The 21,930-nt window shown below is 35.6% G+C and carries 21 protein-coding genes; 7 read left to right on the top strand and 14 right to left on the bottom strand.

The features are described from left to right. Positions 1-3: 3 nt before the first annotated feature. On the bottom strand, positions 4-1,044 hold the full coding sequence (locus N5B56_RS06690; RefSeq protein ID WP_259320787.1) for a YqaJ viral recombinase family nuclease: 1,041 nt from the start codon (positions 1,042-1,044) through the stop codon (positions 4-6). 11 nt (positions 1,045-1,055) lie between these two features. After that, on the bottom strand, positions 1,056-2,195 hold the full coding sequence (locus tag N5B56_RS06685; RefSeq protein WP_117887977.1) for a transposase: 1,140 nt from the start codon (positions 2,193-2,195) through the stop codon (positions 1,056-1,058). Positions 2,196-2,974: 779 nt separating this feature from the next. Here N5B56_RS06685 and N5B56_RS06680 point away from each other — a divergent pair. From N5B56_RS06680 to N5B56_RS06670, 3 genes are all read left to right on the top strand, one after another. After that, the gene (locus N5B56_RS06680; protein ID WP_005333350.1) at positions 2,975-3,292 is read left to right on the top strand and encodes a helix-turn-helix domain-containing protein; all 318 of its coding nucleotides are present in this window, start codon (positions 2,975-2,977) and stop codon (positions 3,290-3,292) included. A gap of 381 nt (positions 3,293-3,673) precedes the next feature. Continuing rightward, positions 3,674-3,868, top strand: a complete 195-nt coding sequence (locus N5B56_RS06675) for a DUF3173 domain-containing protein (protein ID WP_005333349.1) — start codon at positions 3,674-3,676, stop codon at positions 3,866-3,868. A gap of 34 nt (positions 3,869-3,902) precedes the next feature. After that, positions 3,903-5,084, top strand: a complete 1,182-nt coding sequence (locus tag N5B56_RS06670) for a site-specific integrase (protein WP_005333347.1) — start codon at positions 3,903-3,905, stop codon at positions 5,082-5,084. Between the two features lie 259 nt (positions 5,085-5,343). On the opposite strand, the gene N5B56_RS06665 is transcribed toward N5B56_RS06670, so the two are convergent. Both N5B56_RS06665 and N5B56_RS06660 read right to left on the bottom strand, forming a co-directional pair. After that, on the bottom strand, positions 5,344-6,915 hold the full coding sequence (locus N5B56_RS06665) for an SIR2 family protein (RefSeq protein ID WP_118564908.1): 1,572 nt from the start codon (positions 6,913-6,915) through the stop codon (positions 5,344-5,346). Between the two features lie 148 nt (positions 6,916-7,063). Then, positions 7,064-7,840 (bottom strand): HNH endonuclease, encoded by a 777-nt coding sequence (locus N5B56_RS06660; RefSeq protein WP_118564907.1) that lies wholly within the window; start codon positions 7,838-7,840, stop codon positions 7,064-7,066. 140 nt (positions 7,841-7,980) lie between these two features. On the opposite strand from N5B56_RS06660, the gene N5B56_RS06655 reads away from it, so the two are divergent. Both N5B56_RS06655 and N5B56_RS06650 read left to right on the top strand, forming a co-directional pair. Next, a complete protein-coding gene (locus N5B56_RS06655) occupies positions 7,981-8,313 on the top strand; it encodes a helix-turn-helix domain-containing protein (RefSeq protein ID WP_118564906.1) in 333 nt (110 codons plus the stop codon). Further along, complete coding sequence (locus N5B56_RS06650; protein WP_260978625.1) at positions 8,310-9,362, top strand: DNA cytosine methyltransferase; 1,053 nt, start codon at positions 8,310-8,312, stop codon at positions 9,360-9,362. The genes N5B56_RS06655 and N5B56_RS06650 overlap by 4 nt, the downstream gene beginning before the upstream one ends. A 43-nt stretch (positions 9,363-9,405) precedes the next feature. Here the strand turns inward: N5B56_RS06650 and N5B56_RS06645 are convergent, their stop codons facing one another. The 8 genes from N5B56_RS06645 to N5B56_RS06610 form a co-directional block, all read right to left on the bottom strand. Continuing rightward, positions 9,406-11,253 (bottom strand): Z1 domain-containing protein, encoded by a 1,848-nt coding sequence (locus N5B56_RS06645; protein ID WP_260978624.1) that lies wholly within the window; start codon positions 11,251-11,253, stop codon positions 9,406-9,408. Further along, positions 11,253-12,413, bottom strand: coding sequence for a restriction endonuclease PLD domain-containing protein (locus N5B56_RS06640; RefSeq protein WP_260978623.1), 1,161 nt, complete (start codon positions 12,411-12,413; stop codon positions 11,253-11,255). Before N5B56_RS06640 ends, N5B56_RS06645 begins: the two co-directional genes overlap by 1 nt. A gap of 152 nt (positions 12,414-12,565) precedes the next feature. After that, positions 12,566-14,065, bottom strand: a complete 1,500-nt coding sequence (locus N5B56_RS06635) for a MobA/MobL family protein (RefSeq protein ID WP_260978622.1) — start codon at positions 14,063-14,065, stop codon at positions 12,566-12,568. A gap of 257 nt (positions 14,066-14,322) precedes the next feature. Then, positions 14,323-14,568, bottom strand: a complete 246-nt coding sequence (locus N5B56_RS06630) for a complexin-2 (RefSeq protein WP_260978621.1) — start codon at positions 14,566-14,568, stop codon at positions 14,323-14,325. 224 nt (positions 14,569-14,792) lie between these two features. After that, positions 14,793-16,088 carry a virulence-associated E family protein gene (locus tag N5B56_RS06625; RefSeq protein ID WP_260978620.1) on the bottom strand — a complete coding sequence of 432 codons (1,296 nt, stop codon included), beginning with the start codon at positions 16,086-16,088 and terminating at the stop codon, positions 14,793-14,795. A gap of 119 nt (positions 16,089-16,207) precedes the next feature. Further along, positions 16,208-16,540, bottom strand: a complete 333-nt coding sequence (locus N5B56_RS06620) for a plasmid mobilization protein (protein WP_117908219.1) — start codon at positions 16,538-16,540, stop codon at positions 16,208-16,210. Continuing rightward, a complete protein-coding gene (locus N5B56_RS06615; protein WP_118564899.1) occupies positions 16,524-17,615 on the bottom strand; it encodes a site-specific integrase in 1,092 nt (363 codons plus the stop codon). The genes N5B56_RS06620 and N5B56_RS06615 overlap by 17 nt, the downstream gene beginning before the upstream one ends. 12 nt (positions 17,616-17,627) lie before the next feature. Beyond that, positions 17,628-17,813, bottom strand: a complete 186-nt coding sequence (locus tag N5B56_RS06610) for a helix-turn-helix domain-containing protein (protein WP_117910131.1) — start codon at positions 17,811-17,813, stop codon at positions 17,628-17,630. Between the two features lie 201 nt (positions 17,814-18,014). Here N5B56_RS06610 and N5B56_RS06605 point away from each other — a divergent pair, with 201 nt between their 5' ends. Further along, positions 18,015-18,626: a helix-turn-helix domain-containing protein gene (locus tag N5B56_RS06605; protein ID WP_117910130.1), complete on the top strand. Its 612-nt coding sequence runs from the start codon at positions 18,015-18,017 to the stop codon at positions 18,624-18,626. Positions 18,627-18,657: 31 nt separating this feature from the next. After that, the gene (locus N5B56_RS06600) at positions 18,658-19,317 is read left to right on the top strand and encodes a hypothetical protein (RefSeq protein ID WP_117910129.1); all 660 of its coding nucleotides are present in this window, start codon (positions 18,658-18,660) and stop codon (positions 19,315-19,317) included. Positions 19,318-19,771: 454 nt separating this feature from the next. Here N5B56_RS06600 and N5B56_RS06595 read toward each other — a convergent pair whose 3' ends face one another. Further along, positions 19,772-20,269 carry a nucleotidyltransferase domain-containing protein gene (locus N5B56_RS06595; RefSeq protein WP_009247521.1) on the bottom strand — a complete coding sequence of 166 codons (498 nt, stop codon included), beginning with the start codon at positions 20,267-20,269 and terminating at the stop codon, positions 19,772-19,774. A gap of 84 nt (positions 20,270-20,353) precedes the next feature. Beyond that, the gene (locus N5B56_RS06590) at positions 20,354-21,898 is read right to left on the bottom strand and encodes an ATP-binding cassette domain-containing protein (protein ID WP_260978619.1); all 1,545 of its coding nucleotides are present in this window, start codon (positions 21,896-21,898) and stop codon (positions 20,354-20,356) included. Positions 21,899-21,930 lie beyond the last annotated feature (32 nt).

The raw sequence follows: 21,930 nt of genomic DNA, 5'->3' as shown, positions 1-21,930 counted from the left end.
TCATTACGCCGCCTCCTTCTTAATTCGGAAAGTACGGCTCTCCGTTGTTTTTGTATATTCCTCATAGATATCCGGATGCTGGTTTTTCAGCTTCTCCATCTGGTCTTTCCCAACCGAAGTACGTCTGGTCGGATTATAGGTAATACGGTAACGGTTCGTACCGTCCTCCAGCACTGCCTTGCAGCCCTGCCCCAGCTGTTCCACAAAAGGAACACTGATTGCCCGCTGTTCTGCTTCGATTTCCTTTTTCCGTTTTTCCAACTGTGACTTTTCCTCCGAAAGGGTAAGATACTTCTCAAGATTTTTTGATTCCAGACCGGAAAGCACAATTTCCGGAATAGATTTGTCTGCAAAACCACCATAATTACGGATATTTGCCAGAACCAGATCGGAATTCCCGTTATGCGGCGGTACTACATTTTTCAATACATGTTCCTGCCAGAAATACGTTTCCTGATCAATGATGTCTTCTTCCTCAATCAGATCACGCTCAATGGTGCGATACACAAACTCATTCTCGTTATTTCCATACAGGCATGCGATAAAGGCTTTCTGCATATTCATCACAGACAGATAATGCCTTACCTGCAGCACATAATGAGCTGGAATACCCTCATCAGCCCACTTATCTTTCGCATTATAATTGCAGGTTTTACATTCCAGAATCGCAAATGTCCCATCCGGCATACGAACAAAAAAATCCACATCTGCAAGCATGAACGGATATAATGGATGCCGGAACATGACACGTACCGGAAATACTTCCAGTCCGGTCTTTTTGGAAAAGATTTCTGCCACCAGATCTTCCAGCCGGTGTCCGACTTCCTTGGCAACCCAGTTGCTTTCCTCTTCCTCCTGAATGACCGGCTGCACACCTGTTTTGTTGTAAAACAGATCCCGGATAGTGGCAAATGGAGAGATCCCCATGATTGCCGCTACATCACTGCCGCCGATTCCTTTTTTGCGGTATTCCAACCAGTCTTCTCTTGACAGGTTACTGATATCCACAACCTTTTCCGGTGTATACTCTGCTTTGTTATTCATTCCAATTCCTCCTAACATTTGACTGCTCCATAAACGTCATATTTTTTCCAGTCTTTTATAAGCGCCTTCGTAATATCCTCCTCCAGCTTCAGGATGCCCTGTCCGGACATTCCTTCACAGGCTGCAAAAAAGGAGGCTTCATTCATGGCATAATAAAGATCATGTGCCGTACAGGCACCTTCCCCGTTCTGGGATACAAATAGCTCCACCACCTCATTCCGGATCTTCTGTTTAATGCCAAGTTCCTTCATCAGCAGCTTCAGGCAGTTCACCGGATTACGGATCTCAATGTCCATAAGCTGAGTAAGATTCTTCATCGCATCCACATAGCGGGCGCATACCTGCTCCAGATTTTTCCGGAAGTCCAGAATCGTTGCCCCTTTATCGTGAGCCAGCTTGATTGGACTTCCCAGACTGATAACGCCGTTTGGTCCGTCTGTCAAAAGCATCGGATACAGATTTGCACCGCTCGCTGCCACGTCAGATGTGGTAAAACGAAGTGCCGGTGACAGGATCTTCTCATCCATTCCGTGTGCATCCAGTGCTTTTCGGTAAGTATCCAGAAGTTCCTGACTTCCTCCGAGCTTCCACATGGCAGATACAATGGAATGGTCATAGATACCAGAGCCCTCCATGTAAACACTGCCTTTGAAATTCAGATTCAGATATTCGCAGGTTGTCTCAAACATGGCTTTCATATCAAGGATGCAATAATCATGTTTATCCCCGCCATGTACTGCGGAAACCTTTCCGTCCGCAATCTTAATCAGGGCATCCCCTTTTGCAACCCGCAGGCAGTAATTGACTACCTTCGCATATGTTGCCTTATCCAGCTTGCGAAGCCCGTCTCCATTGACACCTGCGCGGCTTAAAATGGTGCGGATGGCACAGTCACGTACCGGATAGGATTCTCCTCTCATTTTCAGTATAAGCTGCGTATTCTTCTCTGTATCCTCCAAAATTTCTTCCATGGATGCATCTGCCGCATCCAGATTTTGAGCCTCCTTTTCCAGTGGTGCCAGCCGTAACGTATTCGTTGGCTTTCTGATCCATTTGGCATTTCTTCCTCTCTCTGCCAGAAACTCCAGCAGATCTTTTACTTCTGCAAAGGATCTCTCAAATCCATCTGCATACACTCTTGCTTCATTCATGTTCTTATTCCACCTTTCTTAAAATAATATTTATCCATCAACAGCCGAAGCTGGTTGTGGCATGCAACTATGCCGAAACCTAAATGTAAGCACAAAAAAAGAATGAAAAGAGAGTCTTTTCTCTGTTCATTCTTAAAAGTCTGGTTTCTTCCTGAAAAAACAAAAGTGCCACGCAGCCAAAAAAGGCATACCGTGACACTCACTACAAACATAAACTACTTATGCCAGGAATCAGCTCCTGCTGTTTCCTGTAAGTTTGGAGATTCTTATGAATCCCGAAACTCCCCAAAAAGGGTGTGCATAAAATAAACTATATCAGTATACTAGCACAAGATATTCCTCATGTCAATTCAGGCTTATACTATATATGGTGTTTATATTTGTTCAAAATACTACATCTATTTTTCTACTACGAATTCAATCTTCTCTTTCAGATACTCCCGGCAGCCAAACCGAACCGTTCCACACTGCTTTGACTCCTCTTTCGCCTTTTCATTACAGCAGTCCAAGTAGGGACAATCGTTACATTGATTCCGCAGTGCTTCCTTCGCCCATTCAATTTCCTGCTCATTTCCTATAATCCGCACAGACATCCACTTCCTTTGCTATCATCATACCCCAAAATCCATTTTCTATCATCCATAATTTCTTTTTTTGTATCATTTTAGTAAATTACGGTTATATTACGGAATAATCACTATATTTCAAATATATCTCTATTTTATTCCGTAATTTGCTGTAAGTAAATAGTTTAAAATGTGGAAGAGAGGTGTAAATGTATGGATAAAAACTTTATTGGAGAACGCATCAGCGAACTGCGTTTAAAGAAAAATGTATCTGAATATCAGATGAGTCTGGATCTTGGCAAAAATAAAAGCTACATCCAGTCCCTCACTTCCGGACGTTCTCTGCCTACCATGCAGAGCTTTCTGGATATCTGTGACTATCTGGAAGTCACTCCTCAACAGTTCTTCGATTCAGAGCTGCACAATCTTCCTCTGATTGACAAAGCAACTGATCTGATGAAACAACTCGATGACGAGGATATGCTTGCGCTCATTTCCATGCTGAATCGTCTGGCTCTAAAACGCAAATAGATTTCCGTGGCTGCCAAATCAAGGCAGCTTTTATTTTTATCATTTTTTCTTAAAATTTTTCAATCTTAAAGAAAAGCCCCCTATTCCTTAATTGAATGGGTAATATATCCATTCGCCGTACCTTGAAAACAAAAGAAATCTTTCGGGAGATTGATATAGGTGACTGCAGATAGTTTGCATCTTCGCACGCCTGCAGCTTAATAGTTACAAAGTAACACCGTTTTACGTGGCCGGAACGGGCATAGGAACTGGCTTCTGAAAGAATAACATAGACTTTTGGGATTTTAGCTTATAGCGCTTTTATTAGAGAACTTTTACTCAAAATTTGATATAATAATAGACAGGTATCAAGTTGATTCCCTGTCTGTGGAAAGGAGATTCATGATAACTGTAACAAAAAGGGATTTGATTGAATTAGGCTACGGTCCTTCCTTTGCTGCTGATATTATCAAAAAAGCAAAGGAACTTATGGTAGAAAAGGGGCATACCTATTATCAATCCAGAAAATTAGACAGGGTTCCAAAAGAAGCCGTTGAAGAATTATTAGGGATTACTTTGCCCGATAAGCAAGAATGATCGTGCTTTTTGCATTTTAGTAAGGAGTGAAATCATGGCAAAAGATCCAATTAAAAAAGCAGAAAACGGCACTTATTATTTTCGAGCCAACCTCGGATATCATCCTGTAACCGGAAAACAGATTCAAAAATACCGCAGCGGATTCTCAACAAAAAAAGAAGCCCGTGCCGAGTATTCCAAATTGATTCTTGCATCAACGGAAGAATTAGCTGATAAGAAGGAAGACATTACCTTCAAAAAGTTTATTGAAGAAATCTATCTTCCGTGGTACAAAACTCAGGTGAAAGAAAGTACCTACAAGAATCGTTACTCGACCATTCAAAAACACTTTGCCTATTTCTACAAGAAGAAAGTGTCCGAAATAGAAGCGATAAATGTACAGACCTGGCAGCTCAAGTTGGCAAAACAATTCAGTCCAAACTATGTACGCATTGTTCAGGGAATGTTATGTTTAGCTTTTGACCGGGCGATTATCCTCGGACTTGCAAAGAAGAATCCTGCCCGCATGATCGGCAATATCAAATCTAAAAAAGTAAAGATCGACTTCTGGACTTTGGAGGAGTTTCAGAAGGTAATATCCCTGCTGTACAAAGGTGACTACTACGAGCACTATCTCTTCATCTCGTTCTGGCTTTTATTTATGACTGGAATGCGTATTGGAGAGGCTGCCGCCTTACAGTGGGATGATATTGATTTTGAAACAGGTATGCTGATTATTAGTAAAACACTGTACTATAAAACAATGAATGACTACAAATTCGTTGAACCTAAGACGCAGGCAAGCAACCGTACCATTTATATTGATGCTGATACCATCAAGGAATTACAAGAATGGAAGGCGGTCCAGGCAAAGGTTTTACCAAATTGTGGATTCGTACTGAGTTATAACAGTACACCCACCAGCAAAACAACGCTTCCAAGAGCATTAGAGAAATTGGCAAATTTAGCTGGTGTCCACAGAATCAAAATTCATGCCCTGAGACATTCGCATGCTTCCCTGCTTATCAGCATGGGCGAAAATCCACTGCTGATTAAAGAGCGTCTTGGACATGAAAAAATACAGACGACACTAGGAACTTATGGTCATCTGTATCCAAACACCAATATTGAGATTGCAAAGAAGCTGACCGGGGTTCTCAGCTACCAGTCAGCTTCTCAAAGTATTGCTAATTATACCAGTAATCAGCATACTGCAATGTATCACAAAGAAATATAAAAATGCAATGATAATGCAATTTCAAACACCCAAAGCCGCAAAGCCCCGTGGTTACAGGCTTTGTAGCCCAGCGTCAACTATTCAAACTCCTACTCACAAAAATTTACTTCTTTACAAAGCAGGATATTTATTGTATTTAACAGTTCTCTTCTGTACTGTTTTAGTATTGTTACATATAGTTTCCAGTGAAAATATTGTCATTTTATTGTCATAAGATATATTCTAATAAACTAATTTAATTATAATCATAAGCAATAAACTAATGATTCTTCCTAAAATCATATATAAGTGCTAATCGTCGTAACGTTGTTGGCACCTTTATTTCCCCTTTGCTCTTAATCTTATTAAGTTCATCTATTATATATTCTCTACATTTTTCAATTCCAATAGTATCAATATTTGCAGCAACAACACAATGTTTATGGTATTCTTTCAACCCTGCATTTTTAATTTCTTCCAAACTATTATACTTTTCAGTAAACTGTAACAAATCTATTTGATCTTTAACATCTACAAATGTTCTTAATCTTTTTCTCAATTTTTCTTTTTCGCTTTCAGCTAAACTACTTTTCAAAATAGATTCCTCCGATAGGTATCTCCAAAAAGGAAGAATATTATTATTTTGGCTCGCTATGAACCTAAGCATAGTATCATTATTTTGCTCTGTATCATCCCTAATGTAGTCTAAAATATATTCTACAACATTAGGCATATTGAAAATAAGTTTACTATCGCCTATTGCCACTACAATATTCCTATCTTTTAGATTTTTTTCTATATCATCCAGCTCATTCGGTGATACCAAGACTGACTGAAGACTTCCAGCTTTTCCCTTTTCAATAATTAACTGTTTTATTACATGTTGATATCTTCTAACTTCAGCTGGAGCAACGCCCTGATTTATTTCCGCAATCTTATCATAAATTAATGAATAATTATCTGTTCTTATAACTGTAAGCCTGCATCCTAAATCCGGGTCATTTATAACCTGCTCGACAAGTTTTTCACTGCCTTTCTCCCATTGAACCAAGAGTAATCTTTTCTCTAGTTCCTCTTTTTCTTGATCTGATAAAGACATAGCAAAACTTTTAATTAGTTTTCTCACATTCCGGTCAGTCAAAGAATATCCTAAAAAAATAATGGGAGAATGTAAAAGCATCGAAATAACTTTTGCACTAATTAAAATACTATTTTCATCATATAATTCATAGTCCGTTTTTCCAATAACTAATGACTTAGGTTCAGATATGCAACCATGTATCTTATATATTTCTGAATAACCTATCGTTTGTTGAAAGAATCCCCGTTGTCCTATATACTTTTTTATATTATAACTACTTTCCTTATTATATTGATCCTCAATAAAAGTATCATAGTTTGTTGTCAGTATCATTTGAGACTTCACCAACATTTTTCTAAAATGTGCCAACTCCTCCAAATAACTATCTTTTATCTGGTATTTTGAAAACCTATTAGCCAATGCTTTTTTAAATGGGGACAAATCATTTTTATATGCTTCTTTTTGAGTCAATCCTTCTATTTCTATATCTCCATTATAGAATTTCATATTAATTATTTTTTCTATTTCTGACGCAACATTTACATTTATCTCAAAATCTTGATCAATTCTACTAGATAAATCTCCAATTTTGTCTCGTTCTTTATTCAGAAAGCCATAAAAATTTTCTTGTTCGGCTTTCCTCCAAAATTCTTCTAACAACTCTTCCCAGCTCGGGTATTTAACCAAATACCTCCTAGGTATCCCTGAACCAATAAAAATAATTGGAAATTCATTCCTATTTATCATAATATCAAGAATTGATTTTTCCATAGCATCCTCCTATTTTTATCTTTTTTTCACAAAACTATATTGCAAAAAATTTCTTTATGGGCATATAATCTTTTTAATGTTATATACAATCATTCTAATCTTAGCACCCAAACAACAGTATTTACTATACTACATTAACCGTTTTTCATCACCCTCCCTTGAATATAACATCATTATGATATTTTATAAATTCTCTTCCTGGCAAAAATTTATCTGGTAATCTTATTTTTTTGCCATTATAAAAAGAAAACCACTCTCTTGTTTTGTCATCCATCACCACATCGTTAATTATACGAGAATTTACAATACAGTAATTCTTATCAATGGTTATTAGCCCTCTATCAAAAGCCTTATCATGCATAGCATTTAAGCACAATCCATTGCTTGGATTTGTCCTCTCTGTTTTAGCATCACTTACATTCCAAGGTTTAATATGACTTGCAATAAGTAATTCATTATTTTTCAAGCCTGTAACACAACATGCATTTCCGTATGACATAAGTACAGATGTACGAAAAAAATACTGTCCTATTCTTACCTTTGCCTGTTGGTCTTTAGTTATACCCAATGGTATTTTATCCAATTGTAAATCTGGTAATAATTCATCTACTGATACATGTTGTAGTTTAGCTAAAATATTTTGCGCCACAAAAGATAATTCTTCTATATTATTCGAAAATTCATTATAAATAATTTTATCTAATTTACTTGTATGAGATAATCCCGATATATTTCTTGCCTGCAACTCTGGGTCATAATGTGCTATATTAGACATCTTGTACGCTACCGCATCTGGAGTTCTATTTATAATCCGTGCGAGCTTAACTATCTCTGGATTATTTTTTCCTATTTTTGAAAAAGGCATACGTGTATATAGGTCCATTGCTAAAATAGTTTCTTCCCTTGTCCAATTTCTCCTAACCATACCTTCACCACCTTTATAATTATTATATAACTTTGGATGCTATCTGTATATAAATTATTTTTGCTGCTTTACGCAGCATATATAAATAATTATTGCGTTTTTGCAGCAAATATTGTATAATCAACTGGAAGGAGGATGCAATGAACAATCCAGGACAATATTTAAAAAATATACGCAAAGAACTCGGACTTGGTGTAAAAGCTGTATATACTAAAACAGGTGTAGGTGATTCCACTATCCGCCGTATAGAAGAAGGCGTAACAAAATGTCCTCCTGCTCCACAGTTAAAAGCCCTTGCTAATTTTTACGGAATAAATCTGATTGAATTATACAAAGCTTATGGATATTTGGATGAAGCGGATATAAATTGTAAAAACAACTGTTTTAAAAATATAGAATTTTTAAGCGATGATGCAACTTCTCATATACAGGGGCTGATAAATTTATTGACAGAAAAGAGGACACTAAAATGATTTATAGACTAGGTGAATTATTCTGTGGGCCCGGTGGAATAGGCTGGGGTGCCACTAATGCAAATATAGGTGATGACAACTACCGTATTATACACCAATGGGCTAATGATTATGATGAATCGACTTGTGAAACATATCGTCACAATATCTGTCCTAACGCTCCTGAAACAGTTTATCACGAAGATATTAGGACACTTGATATGTCTAAATTAGCACCAATTGACGCTCTTGCTTTTGGTTTTCCATGCAACGACTATAGTGTTGTGGGCGAGCAAAAGGGAATAGATGGAACATTTGGTCCTCTCTATTCTTATGGTGTCAAAGCATTAAAGCTATTTAAACCAATGTGGTTTCTTGCCGAAAATGTTGGTGGATTAAGAAGTGCAAATAAAGGGAAAGCTCTTACCAAAATTTTGAATGAGTTAAAGGATTCCGGATATACCATCACTCCTCATTTATACAAATTTGAAGACTACGGTATACCTCAGGCAAGACATCGTTTGATTATTGTTGGTATAAGAAATGATATAGAAGTAGAATTTAAAATTCCTTCTCCTGCACCTTATTCGAATATTGATAATACCTGCAAAAATGCAATTGAAAATCCACCAATTCCTATAGACGCTTTTAACAATGAGTTTACAAAACAATCAAAACAAGTTGTTGAGAGATTAAAGCACATAAAACCTGGGCAGAATGCTTTTACAGCTGATTTGCCTGAAGATTTACAATTAAAAGTTAAAGGTGCAAAAATTAGTCAAATATACAAAAGACTTGACCCAACAAAGCCATCTTACACGGTAACCGGTAGCGGTGGCGGTGGTACACATATCTACCATTGGTCTGAACCACGCGCTCTTACAAATCGTGAGCGTGCACGTTTACAAACCTTTCCTGATTCATATCAATTTTTAGGGTCAAAAGAAAGTGTCCGTAAACAAATAGGAATGGCAGTTCCATGTCAGGGAGCAAAAATTATTTTTGAAGCAATACTTAAATCATTTGCTGGAATTGAATATGAAAGTATTCAGCCTTCCATTAACGAATAAAATTAGCTGTACTACTTCTATTTTGAATAGTACAGCTATTATTTTACACATCTTCTATAACATCATAATAGATAATATCATTTGGTAACTTTATATTAGGTATCCATAATTTTCTACCACCCCAACCTTTATTTCCAGTAACTTGATACATTGTCAATACTAAATTTGAAGGAAACTCACTTCCTAATCTCCAATCATTTGGCGAAAGCAACGCCCCAGTTCCTTGTGCAACATCTCTGTTTCTTCGAACAATCAATATTCCTTGTCCTGTTGGTTGCTCTGATAATATTGTATCAATTATAGAAACAAATGCTTTTAACTTAAAATCCGGACTCGGTATGATATGACTTAAAATTTTCTTAATAATTCTAAGATTAACTTGATAATACTGCTCATCAGCATTAAATGGTTCTAGTAGTTCTGATAATTCTTCTATTGAATCATTATCGGGATATGATGGATAGTAATTTGTTCCACCTGATAGCATCTCCACACAGTTACTATCAAGTACATTTTTTCTTGTCGGATTCAAACCATTTGGATAATATACCTTTACATCATCAATCCCCCTTTCAATCTGGGCAATAATGGAGTTATTTGTTGCGTTTATATCTGAAAATAATTTATACAATTTTTCTTCGATATATACTCTCATAAGTCCTGGATCTCTATCATATCCAAACATCCTACTATGTTGCCACATTGTATCAGCTTGTGGTTTTTTGCTAGTCCTTGTGTAATAGATTGTTTGAAGACAAGGAAATGTAACTCCTCTTCCCAAAGTGTTTCCACCAACTATGAAATTACATCCTTTCCCATACTGCTCACTATCAACATCATTTTTCCCATTCATTATAAGTATGTGAATCATTTTGTTATCTAATAACTCATATGCCTTTTGAATATATTTACTAAATTTAACCTTATCATTTCTATATGGTGTCAAATTATCATATTCTTTTTCCAACGCCTCTTTAAAATCCTCATTTCTATTTTCTACACACCACGCAATTTCATTAAGTATTTCATCAGCATATTTTTTATGTTCTGCCTGTCTTACACTTGGATGAAATAAACAGTTGGCAACTTTTCCTCCAGATGCTAAAATCTGTGCTGCCACAGCAATATGCCTAATAACTACGTTTCTTGTAGGATTTTGAATCTGTTCTAAAAATTTTACACATTGTGGTTTTCCTGTTGAAGGGAAGAAAAAGTCACCACCCAAATAACTCTCTCCCGGTTGAAAATAATAAGTAAAGTATGGGTGCCATCCAGACTCTATCGTCTGCAAAAAAATTGCTTGGGGTGTTCCTGTTACTTGTAAATATATACTACTTGATGCTCCATTTTTAATTATATCCAAATACTTATTAATTGATGATTGTCGATCCCTATTAACAAGTGTATTCAAAGATGCTGCATCTGCTTCATCATCAATAATAAATAGCGGATTTCCTCTCATAAATCCCGTAGAATTAAATATGTTAGACCATAATTTCAAAATACGAACGTTCTTTTTTAAAACAATAATTGTCGGTTTTGTCAAACAGTTGTCTGTGAAAATTCGTGCATCATTCTCTCCACATATGCAATACCCCTCAAGATCCGACTTAACTCTATCTAATGTTTGTTGTTGTAACACAACATTATCTGTTGTCAGCAAAACAAAAACTGGAAAGCCTAAATCGGTTGCTTTTGAGATTATTCCAAACATCTGACCCGTCTTACCTGATTGAACATTTCCAAAAAGCAAACCCACCTCATGACTTGTAAACGAGAAATTTTTAATATATTTATCTCCAACTTCTTCAGCTGTATTCATAATAGATTCTGCAAGTTTCTCATTGCCGCGTATTACTATTTTATCAAGATAATTCTTCAAATACTGCATTACTCTTCTTCTCCTTTCTCTTCAATCTGCTTAAATGAAAGCATCCATACATCTAGCGGTGTTCCATCGCCATCAAGTGCTGTCTGCCCAGTTTTTTTGAGATATAGATTATCACATCCGTATTCTTCGAGCATCTCCTTTGTAATCATTCCTTCACGCTCGGTATCTGCTTGAGTATCATTAACAGGTTTTACCAATCCAGCAGCCGCTAACCTACCCTTAAGCCATCTTCCCATAATTAATTCATCGCCTACCGCACTAAATTGTTTATTTCCATCACTTGTAGTGTGGGCTTTGAACCAATAACCATCATCTGTCACAATATAAAAAGGAACTTTCTTTTCCGGATAGCCTTCCAACCTTGTTATCTCTTTTGACACCGTAAGTTGTGTTTCATACCAATCCCTGGATTTTCTTTTATTTCTAGGAGCTGCATAGCAGACATTAACATTTGATTTAGTAAAATGTTTTCCATCATCCATATACCTTTCGTTCTCAGAAGGCACCTTTAACGGCAAACGAAATGATGCATATGATGCACACCTTTTATAAAATTCAACATTTGATTTTGGAACCTCTGTAACAAGTTCAATACCTGACAATGCTGTATTTTTTTCATAAATAAGTGGCATTCCTTCTATTTCAGCTATATTTGCTGATACATTCGATTTCTTTAATTCTTCTATATGATTCACAATTTCTTCAACTTCATACTTTTCCTCTGTTATAGCTGAAATTTCATACTGTCTTCTATTATTTGCCTCAAGTTTTAATACTCCCAAATTAGCTGATCCAATTATTGCAGAAACTGGTTTTCCCTCTTTATAAAACACATAAAGTTTTCCGTGATATTTGAAAGCTTTAACCATACGAATTTCTCCGATTCCCAAATTCTTCCACTTCTTATTTATTCTAAGCGCAGTATGATATGAGCCCTCTGGCATTCCCTCAGTAAAATACATTCCTAAGTTAAGACAAATATTTTTTATATTATGCTTCTCAACTAACATATCAATTTCTTCTAATGCTAATCTTGAAACGTACCCAACTGCAATATCAATCCTATCTGCTAACTGTATTTGACTATTTATTGCTTCTGCAATAGTTTCTTTTCCTTCTTTTATCGCCATCGGTAATATATTTGAATATAGTAGCTTCATTTTTTCTCCTCCATTGTGTGATGCAAACAACTAAATGGTTTAAATAAATTACTTTAAATATATACTACCATAAAATTATCCACTTCTAAATAGTCCTTTCATTCAAATAATATTTTCAATTATATGGTCTTACTTATTTCACTTTATATTTTCTACTGCACCTCCATTTTTAATTTTCCTTTAAAATCACTTTTACATAATTCTTTTACAGTATAAGTTGTATTTTTTTCTTCTCGTCCATCTTTACTTTTTTCTCTCGCTGATGCCTTTTCCTGCACATTCTCCATATACTCCCTGACGTTCTCATCCAACATTTCTTTAGCATCCTCCGCCCTGTCAACGGAATCTTTATACGCATCCATTTCCATTCTCATTCGGTTAAATTTTCTTATAACCCCATCCACACTGTCACCATTTAATTTTTTCAACAATCTGTTTTCTAAACTCCTTGCTGTTTTCTCCCGCTTTTCCAACTGTGAAATTTCATCCTTTAACTTTTTCTTTCCTCCAAACATCCTGTATTCTTTTCGGTCTATTTGGTCTTTTGCCTCTCTTATTGCCATATGCACTCTGTTTAATGCCCTATGATTTTCCAATAATTCATCAACCATTTTTGCATACTGCTTATACTCTTTAACCGGTTGTGGTGGCTTTGGTGCAATTGCACCTCTAAATATCCTAATTAATCCCTTTAAACAATCACATGCCATTTCAACAGTCTTTTCAAAAACTCCGGCAAATATTCCTACGCCTGCACTTTCCCTTGATGACTTGTTTTTCCTTAATCCACCAACTGTCTTTGTTTCCGTCTTTCCAAATTTATTTACATTCTTAAGTATATTTTCCTCTTTAATGGTTCTGATGTGTTTTTTTGGAACCTGATAAAACAGTGCTTCATCAACTGTACTGTTCCACTTCATTCTCACCTGATTGTTTTTTCTTATCTGCTCTGCTTTCGGATTATTCTTTCCAATCTTTTTTGTTGGCAGATAGACATCTTTATTGTTAAACACCTGCAGTTTATCTTTGTCATTTAAGAAGGAATTGATATGCTCCGTGTACAATGATTTTACTCCCTTTAGAAATGACCTTGCCTTAAACTCCACTTTCTTTTTTGAAAATCTGTTGTACTCATAAACCTGACCTTTTCTGATGATGTTACAGCCTTTTCTTACATTCCCATTGTCATCCAGTATTTCCTTTTTGGTCCTTACATGCTTTCCTGTTTCATCATAAAACATGTTTCGTGTGGAAATTTTCTTTATGCCGTTTTTCAATTCCTCTCTTTCCGAAAATATCAAATGAATGTGTAAGTTTGTTTTTGTCTTGTTGTGATGCATTGCTGCAATGCAGTTTACTCCGTAAGTTTTTCTAAACAGCTCAGTAAAATCTTTCAATACCCTTTGTTTGTCTATGTTACAGAATGGTTCAGGCAATGCAATAATCAGTTCTCTTGATTCGATACACTTTCCTGCACTTCCGCTTTTCTTAAATTCCAATCTGTTACACCCGGCAAGATCATGCCAAAATGTATCGTCTGTTGTATTGTAAACAGCGTACAGATTTTCCTGCCTTTTGGGATTTGTAATGTAATCTATGCGCCCCTTTAAATTGCCTAATTTGCTTATCTGAATAAATGAATTTCTAGCCATATATTTGTTCCTCCTGTTCTTTAAATCTTTATGTTTAAGTAAAATAAAAAGCCCCCTGCAAGGGCGAAATGTAAACCCTTAAGAGCATAAAATCGTAAGATTTTGTGCGATGGGTGTATTTCGCTCTCAATCGCCGAGGGCTAATCTGCTTTCCTTTTACCTTTAGTTTTTTTGTCGCTACCGCATATATTGTTGCCGACTTGTCTGCTCTACAACCTGCAAGTGCCACTTGCAGGTCATTAACATTAAGCAGAAATTTACCAACGGAAATCCTCCGGGATTTCCTTTCTGTCAAGATATTCTTTTCTTGCATTTTCTCTCTCCTCTGCTGATTCGGCAATCTTGCTTTCTGTATAAATGTTTCTCAAAATCATCTTATCCATCTTATCTTTAAGACCTGTCTTAATCAGTTCCGTTTCGTCCTCACGACCATATATAAAATACTGATATATCATTCTAAATAAGTCTTCATCTATTTTTATCTGTTTAACCTTTTCAACCATACCAATCTCCTTTCCGTAAATTGAAAATGTAAATCGGTTTTAAAAAACTTTATTTTTTTAGTTTTATTTAGCCAATTTACAATTTACGATTTACAAATTTCAAAACATCCCTTAAATAAAGGGATTGAAACCATTCTGATGTAAATTGGCTCTTTTTTTTACGTCATTTCCAATTTACAAATTCATCTTTCTGATTTGCAAACCACCCAATTTACATAACAAATTTACATTTTTCTCTTCCATGCAAGCTGGGTTCCATATCCTTCCTTAATGAATCTGTGACTTTTCACCTCTTCCCACTGCTCTGCAAATTTAAGCCTCATGATACTTGTAATCTCTCTTGATTCATACTGTTTCGGCTTGCAGTTTTCGTGGTGCAGCGCCCTCTCGTAAATCATTTGAACACACACAAACTCCTCATCCGTCATTTCAAGAAACATTTCAATGATGCCAACAAGAGTATCCTGAGGCATACATTCCTTCTGAAATTCGATGAGTTCCTTTTCCAACTCCTTATTAAATACAAGTCTAGTGTTAATGCCCTTTTTATACATATTCATTATTTCAGCCCAGCACTGTTCTATGTAAGCCCTTGTTTCTTCCTCATCCTCCAACGGATGATGCAATGCCTTTTCCTTATTTACCATTACCGGTACAAATCTTCTGTTACCTGTACGGTCAAATGGCAGGAAATCAGCATTATTGGAAGAACCCACAAATATGCACTGTCTTGGTCTGTCCTCAGGATGAGTTTCATAAGGTACCTTGTAAGTTTCACTCTGACGGCTTAGAAATGACTTAATGTCCTCAACGCTTCTTGCGTTACAGGTTGCAAGCATTTCTGCCATTTCAATAATCCAATGTCCCTGAATCTTACGAAACACATTGTCATCATCAAGTTTTCTTAAGTCATCCGAAAACCACTCATTTTCCATTGCAAGAAGTCTTAGAAAACTTGACTTGCCTGCTCCCTGCCCACCTACCAGACAGACCATATATTCAAACTTACACCCGGGATTATACACTCTGTGTACCGCTCCCATCATCATTATTCTTGTAGCCTCAAATATGTAATCACTTTCATCTGTTCCAAGATATCTAGGTAACAAATATCTAAGCCTTGAGTTTCCATCCCACTCCAGACTTTCCAACTTGTCTATAATGGGATGATAATGGTTGTTGTTGCCTACAATGTCAATTGCACGCTTAATGTTTTTATCTCTTGTAATACCGTAAAACTTTTCCATTCTAAGCATTATGTTGTTAAAATCCGTATCTGTAAAAGTCTTTGAACGTCTCCCCCAGTCCATTTCCTTAACAATGTCCGTCTTACAGGAAAGTTCATTACGCCTTATTGCATCCTTTAACATTGGGTCATTATTTAAAACTTCGATGACATTTTCAATGGTTTGTCTCGGACTTCCATCAAAACGTTTTTTAAGGCTATCCCTTATAGCCTCGATTTCTTTATTATCTGTGTCCTCCACATTGGAGGATTTATTCATTACCGTGTTATTCATTTTTCCTCCGTAATTTAAAAATTTTGTTGTTATTGGAGGTAACCCCTGCTATAATTTAATTGGTGATAAAAGTAGCGGGGACAACCTCCTTGTTACCTTGTAAGTCTTAAGCTTATTGCTTAGGGCTTTTTTCTTTCTTCAAATCCATCTAATATATCCAACATTGTTCTAATTGGGACAAATACCTCTTCATCAATTTCTCCACCAGCCTCAATCCTCTTTAACTGTGCTATTATTTCTTGGAGATATTTTCTGAAACTAAGCATCATTAGCGGATTCCCCACAGCTCTTATTTTTGTATAAAGTAATGATTGAACAATAAATTCCTGCTTTGTCTGAAATCCACTTAGTTTTGCCCTCATATTTATTTCTTCGTTTTCTTCTTGTGACACCCTAAAGGCAACTGTTACATTTCTCCATCTGCCTTTTGCATCATTATTCTTCGCACTCATCTAATAAAGCCTCTCTTTCTGCATCCATAGTTTTTGCCATATCTGTTTGTACAGTTGGAAATAGATGTGCATATTTATAAGTGATGTCTACAGCCTCGTGGCCTAGTCTGTCGGCTATGGCAAGTGCTGTATAGCCTTTATTAATCAAATATGATACATGTGAATGTCTTAAATCATGTATTCTTATTCTTTTAACTCCTGCAGCTTTTGAACCTCTTATCATTTCATGGCGAAAATAGCTTTTTGAATTTTGAAATATTCTGTCATTTTCTTTGATGCCATATATACTTGCCAAATATTCCTTAATTTCTTCTGCCAAAAATTCAGGAATTACTATATCCCTTATGCTTTTAGGTGTCTTTGGGTCCGTCACAATGTCTTTACCTTTAACCTTTTTATATGACTTTGTTATTTTCAAAACATTATTTTCAAAATCAAAATCTTTCGGTGTTAAGGCAAGAAGTTCACCAATTCTAAGCCCACACCAATAAAGTATTTCAAATCCATAATATGATTGTGGTTTATCTGCCACCTGCTCAATAAATTTCTGGTATTCCTTCTGCGTCCAGAAATCAACATTTCTATCTCTTGCACTGCCCATGTTCCCAGCCTTGCTTGCGACATTCCATTTAAGCCCATAATATCTGACTGCATGATTAAGCATTGCACTTAGCTGATTATGAATTGTTCCAAGATATGATTTTGAAAAGCTCTTACCATTTTGAGTTGTTAAGCTCTGAATTTCTCTTTGCCACTCAAAAATGTCCGTTACCTTTAATTCATTTATTTTTCTCTTGCCAAGATAAGGAAGAATTTTTGTTAAAATTATGTATTCCTTTTCTTCCCAAGTGTTTGGTCTTACCTTATGACTTACATCTCTTTTATATAATTCAAAGAAATCTTCAATGGTCATATCCAGGTCCTGGTGGTCTTGCAGTTTGAAATGTCTTTCCCAATCAAGAGCTTCAGATTTTGTTCTGAAGCCTCTTTTGGTTTTCTGTTTTCGCTCACCTTTATAATTTTTGTAATAACATCTAACTTCCCATTTATCTGTTTTGGGATTCTTAAAAACCATTTATTTCACCTCCTATTTAGTCTTAATTCCATAGATTCGTTCTTCAAAATACTGTCTGCTAAGTCTCCCCTGAACAGTTACAAACCCCTGCTCTTTAAGTTCATTATTAAGTTTTCTAATAATCTTATAAGCCATAGCTTCTGAAACTCCCATTTCCTTTGCTACATCGCTTGCTCTAACAAAAAGTGTATCTGCCATAATATCACCTCCTACCTATTTAAATTTCATCGCTTTGTACAGTGCATTTTTGAACTGTGTTGCACTCATTTTATCAGTTCACTTTTGCACTGTCAAGTAAAACATTTCACTTATGACTGTTTTGTAATCTTTATATTTCACAAATGAACTGTTTATGATATAATACAAGCAGTTATAAAATGATATGGAAGGATATGTTTTATGGGAAAAAATAAAAGAGATTTTTCTTTAAATGCTAAAAATCTTGCCTCAGCAAATTTAGGACAAAAGATTAGATTTTACAGACAAATTGCCGGCATGACTCAAAAAGAATTGGGATCTGCCTGTGGTGTAAATGAATCAACTATAAGAAATTATGAACTTGGAAATCGCTATCCGGATTCAGACACTATATTTGAGATTTCAAATGCTTTGGAGATTTCTCCATACGTGCTTGCAACTCCTGATCCTATTTCAGCTGCAAGTTCTCTACAATACTTATTCAGTATGGAAAAAACTTTGGATTTGACTCCAACAACTATAGATGGAAAAGTTTATTTAGAGGTATCTTCCGACATAGACGTAAACGATGCTACTGTTGCTCCTCTTTCAAATCTTAAAAGAATGTTTAGCCATTGGGCAACAATGTATGAGAAATTTATCAATGAAGAAATTGACGAGGAAACCTACCTATTATGGCAGGCAAAGTATTTAAGCTTTGGAACCGATTCAGCTGACTTCTTATTGGATGCAGAAAACGAAAAAGCTATCGAAGTGGATAAGAATATCTCTGATGCAAAGAAGAGATTTAGGAAAGCTAATTTGAAGGATTAAATTTATATGTTTATTTAAGAGAGATGATAAAATGGGAAAAAATATCAACGAATATATCAATAAATTTATTGATAGTTACCATAACGATAAAAACGGAAGATATAGATCATATGATCACTGTAGAGAAAGTTTCTTAAAATATAAAAATGATGAAACCATGTACAATTATATAACATTAAATTTATATGCCTATCTAGCTAGTTGGGGTATGCTACGAAATTCTTTTTTAATGCAAAAAGATTATTTATTTAGTAAGCCTGTTGTCGAAATACTTTGTAAGGATAAATATTCAAATTTAATAAGTTTTAATCCTTTTAAAGAGAATATTATCACAGATCTTGAAACTATAATGAGTTTAAGAGATGAAATAAAAGAGTACTATATGGGTCAAACTTATATAGAAGATGGTACTAACAAAACAAAAACAATTTCCAATGTAACAGATACATTAATTACTAAAATCATATTAGGAACTCTTGGATGCGTTCCAGCATATGACCAATATTTTGTAAAAGCGCTACGTCGGAACAAAATAAATGGGGTTTTCAATTTAAATAGTATGAAGCAAATAATTCAATACGCCAAAGACAACAAAGAAGAAATCGAAAAAGCTTGTAATAAACTTGGTGATTTGTACACCCCTATGAAAATTATAGATATGTATTTCTGGGAAGTTGGAATTGAAAAATAGAATATTGGTATTTCAGTCATAACCACCCCTGCGGTGTCACTGCAGGGTCTTTTTATTTTATAAAGGAAAAATATGTAATTTTATCAGTTCATAAATGTACGCTTTTGAACGTTTTTTATAAAAAATAGCAAAAAATATTGTCATTTTATTGTCACTCTAAAAAAGAAAAAACCTACAAACCCTTTATTTATGGGGTTTGTAGGCATATAGAATTTATTTTTGCATTATTCAAACTCTACAAAGACTAACGCTTTTTGTTTAGGAATTATTCTCTGTAATGTTTCTCGTTCTTTTGATTATTTGATATATCCATATTATCCTGCCTATACGAGCTAATGTTATCATTTTGTTATCGGCATTGATAACACCTACTCGATAACTGTGGATAATAACTATATGTAGCATGTCAAATTATAAGCTATTTTGCTTAGAGATTCAACACAAAACTGAAATTTTACTTTTCCTTATATTCATCTGGTATTGCTATTTGAAATGTTTCACACAACAGCATCACATCATGCACATCATTTTTATCGTGTTCATATCCCAAATGAAGCATTACCTGACTCAATGGTTCAATACAAGAAACAGTTATATCTCCAACTTTTCCAATACCGGAAAAAGTTTTTGATGGAAATATATCTCCCTCATAAACAATTCCGTCATCTGTAAATTCAAAACAATGTAAATCAATGATTCTTTGTTTATCATCTTTCCAGACAGTATGACCATCCGTTGTATAATCAGTATTTACTTCCTCAAATCCATGCTGCTTAATCACATAAATATAATCATGATAATGTTTCAGTTCAACAAACAAATCAATATCATTGTGTATTCTTGATTCTCTTTTAAGAAGTGCATCAACACCCCATCCGCCATCTAAATATACTTTAATTTCGTTTTGCAAAGCATATTTTATAATTTCACATGCATCTTCTGTACGTACCATAATCTATCCTCCAAATTCAAATCTTTGTATGCTTTCCAACTCACTAAAAGCCTGAAATTTGTCAGTCTTTCATCCTTTTTGTTATCAATCACCAATTAGCTGTAATCCATTAGGATTTAGCTGATATATTTTATCGCACACCTCTTCAATATACTTTCTATCGTGAGAAATGCTAATGACAGCCCCCGGAAATTCTCGGAGCATTTTTCTTATTACCGGACCGGACAATGGTGAAAAATTTCTTGTCGGTTCATCCAGAATAAGAACATTTGCACCACTTAAGCTCATCCTCAAGAGAAGCACTTTCGCCTTTTGTCCGCCTGATAACTCCCGAATCGGATGCTCCATTTCATCTGGTGTGTATTTAAGTGAACCAAGGTATGTTCTAATTCTTGTACGCTCTTCTTTATCTCCTGTTTTATCAAGGTAATCAACCGGTGTAACATCCAAATCCAGCAGGTCTTCATAAGTTTGAGGCATATATTCTGCTTTAATGTCATTCCGATTTAGGAGTTCTTCCGCTATCTTTTTTAGAAGAGTCGTTTTTCCTGCCCCGTTGGCTCCTATCATACAGATTTTTTCTGAACCTTTTATTTTTAAATGAATTCCTTCTGCTAAAATTCTTTTGCCATCCGGAGTCACAAGCTTTGAAAGTTCATATTCTATGACCGTTTTTCCTGCGGGAATGTGTGAGTTTTCATCCCCTAATTTGACAAAGATTGCTTCTTCCTGTTCCGGCATCTGAGTCATATTTTCATCTTCTTTTTCAAATCTTCGTTCCATTGCCTTAACCGTATGCATTTTGTCCTTTAAGTTTTTGGCAACAGACGGTGCTTGTCTGGTACAATTTCTTAATGCACCTTGTACACTCTGCATAACTCTTTGATATTTTTCATCGCGAATCTTTTTCTCCCTACGGTCACTCAGTGCCCGCTGTTTTTGGATTTCAAATTTATGAAGCCGTTCTTCCACATAGCGTCTATAGGGAAGCTTTGCCACGGTATATCTCGCCTTTGTTTTTCGTATAATCTGCTCGATATGTATCACCATGTTGGCAGTACGCTCTATCAGCGTTTCATCGTGTGAAATAAAAAGCACAATGTGCTTCCAGTCATTTATGATTTTTTCCAGTAATGTAAGCGTCGCAATGTCGATGTCATTGGAAGGTTCGTCCAACAACAGCACAGAAACATCGCGAATGAAAAGCCTCATAAGTTGTGTCTTGACTTTTTCGCCTCCTGAAAGACTACCCATTGTCTGGTTACTGTAGAAAAAATCATTTTTCATTCCAAATTTTCCCGCAATAACAGACAATTCTTTAGGCGTTTTCTCCCAGAATATTTCCTCTTCAGAAAAATATTCGTATATTGTTTTTTCCTTATCTTCATCGAGCATCTCCTGCGGAAGATAACCAAGACGTTCGTGTCCCATTATCCTTTCCCCATCTGCTTCTATATAGTTTTCTACAAGCGACGGATTGTATATCCACTTCATTAATGTCGATTTCCCATTTCCCTCTTCTCCAATAATAACTGCCTTATCTCCATCATTTAGCACAAGGTTGAAATCATTAAGAATTATTCTCAGGTCTTTTTTATGTGTTAAATTTAATTTTTTTATCTGCAACATTAAAGTTTCTCCTTTTCGAAGTCTGAGCCAAT

The sequence above is a fragment of the Eubacterium album genome, from assembly GCF_025336545.1.
In the GTDB taxonomy this organism is placed as follows: domain Bacteria; phylum Bacillota; class Clostridia; order Lachnospirales; family Lachnospiraceae; genus Eubacterium_U; species Eubacterium_U album.
Note: the sequence above shows the minus strand (reverse complement) of the source record. Positions and strands in the feature narration are given on the sequence as shown.

Bases quoted from the DNA above. Each gene is read 5' to 3' on its own strand.
- N5B56_RS06690 (WP_259320787.1), bottom strand. From the start codon at position 1,044: ATGAATAACAAAGCAGAGTATACACCGGAAAAGGTTGTGGATATCAGT.
- N5B56_RS06685 (WP_117887977.1), bottom strand. From the start codon at position 2,195: ATGAATGAAGCAAGAGTGTATGCAGATGGATTTGAGAGATCCTTTGCA.
- N5B56_RS06680 (WP_005333350.1), top strand. From the start codon at position 2,975: ATGGATAAAAACTTTATTGGAGAACGCATCAGCGAACTGCGTTTAAAG.
- N5B56_RS06675 (WP_005333349.1), top strand. From the start codon at position 3,674: ATGATAACTGTAACAAAAAGGGATTTGATTGAATTAGGCTACGGTCCT.
- N5B56_RS06670 (WP_005333347.1), top strand. From the start codon at position 3,903: ATGGCAAAAGATCCAATTAAAAAAGCAGAAAACGGCACTTATTATTTT.
- N5B56_RS06665 (WP_118564908.1), bottom strand. From the start codon at position 6,915: ATGGAAAAATCAATTCTTGATATTATGATAAATAGGAATGAATTTCCA.
- N5B56_RS06660 (WP_118564907.1), bottom strand. From the start codon at position 7,840: ATGGTTAGGAGAAATTGGACAAGGGAAGAAACTATTTTAGCAATGGAC.
- N5B56_RS06655 (WP_118564906.1), top strand. From the start codon at position 7,981: ATGAACAATCCAGGACAATATTTAAAAAATATACGCAAAGAACTCGGA.
- N5B56_RS06650 (WP_260978625.1), top strand. From the start codon at position 8,310: ATGATTTATAGACTAGGTGAATTATTCTGTGGGCCCGGTGGAATAGGC.
- N5B56_RS06645 (WP_260978624.1), bottom strand. From the start codon at position 11,253: ATGCAGTATTTGAAGAATTATCTTGATAAAATAGTAATACGCGGCAAT.
- N5B56_RS06640 (WP_260978623.1), bottom strand. From the start codon at position 12,413: ATGAAGCTACTATATTCAAATATATTACCGATGGCGATAAAAGAAGGA.
- N5B56_RS06635 (WP_260978622.1), bottom strand. From the start codon at position 14,065: ATGGCTAGAAATTCATTTATTCAGATAAGCAAATTAGGCAATTTAAAG.
- N5B56_RS06630 (WP_260978621.1), bottom strand. From the start codon at position 14,568: ATGGTTGAAAAGGTTAAACAGATAAAAATAGATGAAGACTTATTTAGA.
- N5B56_RS06625 (WP_260978620.1), bottom strand. From the start codon at position 16,088: ATGAATAACACGGTAATGAATAAATCCTCCAATGTGGAGGACACAGAT.
- N5B56_RS06620 (WP_117908219.1), bottom strand. From the start codon at position 16,540: ATGAGTGCGAAGAATAATGATGCAAAAGGCAGATGGAGAAATGTAACA.
- N5B56_RS06615 (WP_118564899.1), bottom strand. From the start codon at position 17,615: ATGGTTTTTAAGAATCCCAAAACAGATAAATGGGAAGTTAGATGTTAT.
- N5B56_RS06610 (WP_117910131.1), bottom strand. From the start codon at position 17,813: ATGGCAGATACACTTTTTGTTAGAGCAAGCGATGTAGCAAAGGAAATG.
- N5B56_RS06605 (WP_117910130.1), top strand. From the start codon at position 18,015: ATGGGAAAAAATAAAAGAGATTTTTCTTTAAATGCTAAAAATCTTGCC.
- N5B56_RS06600 (WP_117910129.1), top strand. From the start codon at position 18,658: ATGGGAAAAAATATCAACGAATATATCAATAAATTTATTGATAGTTAC.
- N5B56_RS06595 (WP_009247521.1), bottom strand. From the start codon at position 20,269: ATGGTACGTACAGAAGATGCATGTGAAATTATAAAATATGCTTTGCAA.
- N5B56_RS06590 (WP_260978619.1), bottom strand. From the start codon at position 21,898: ATGTTGCAGATAAAAAAATTAAATTTAACACATAAAAAAGACCTGAGA.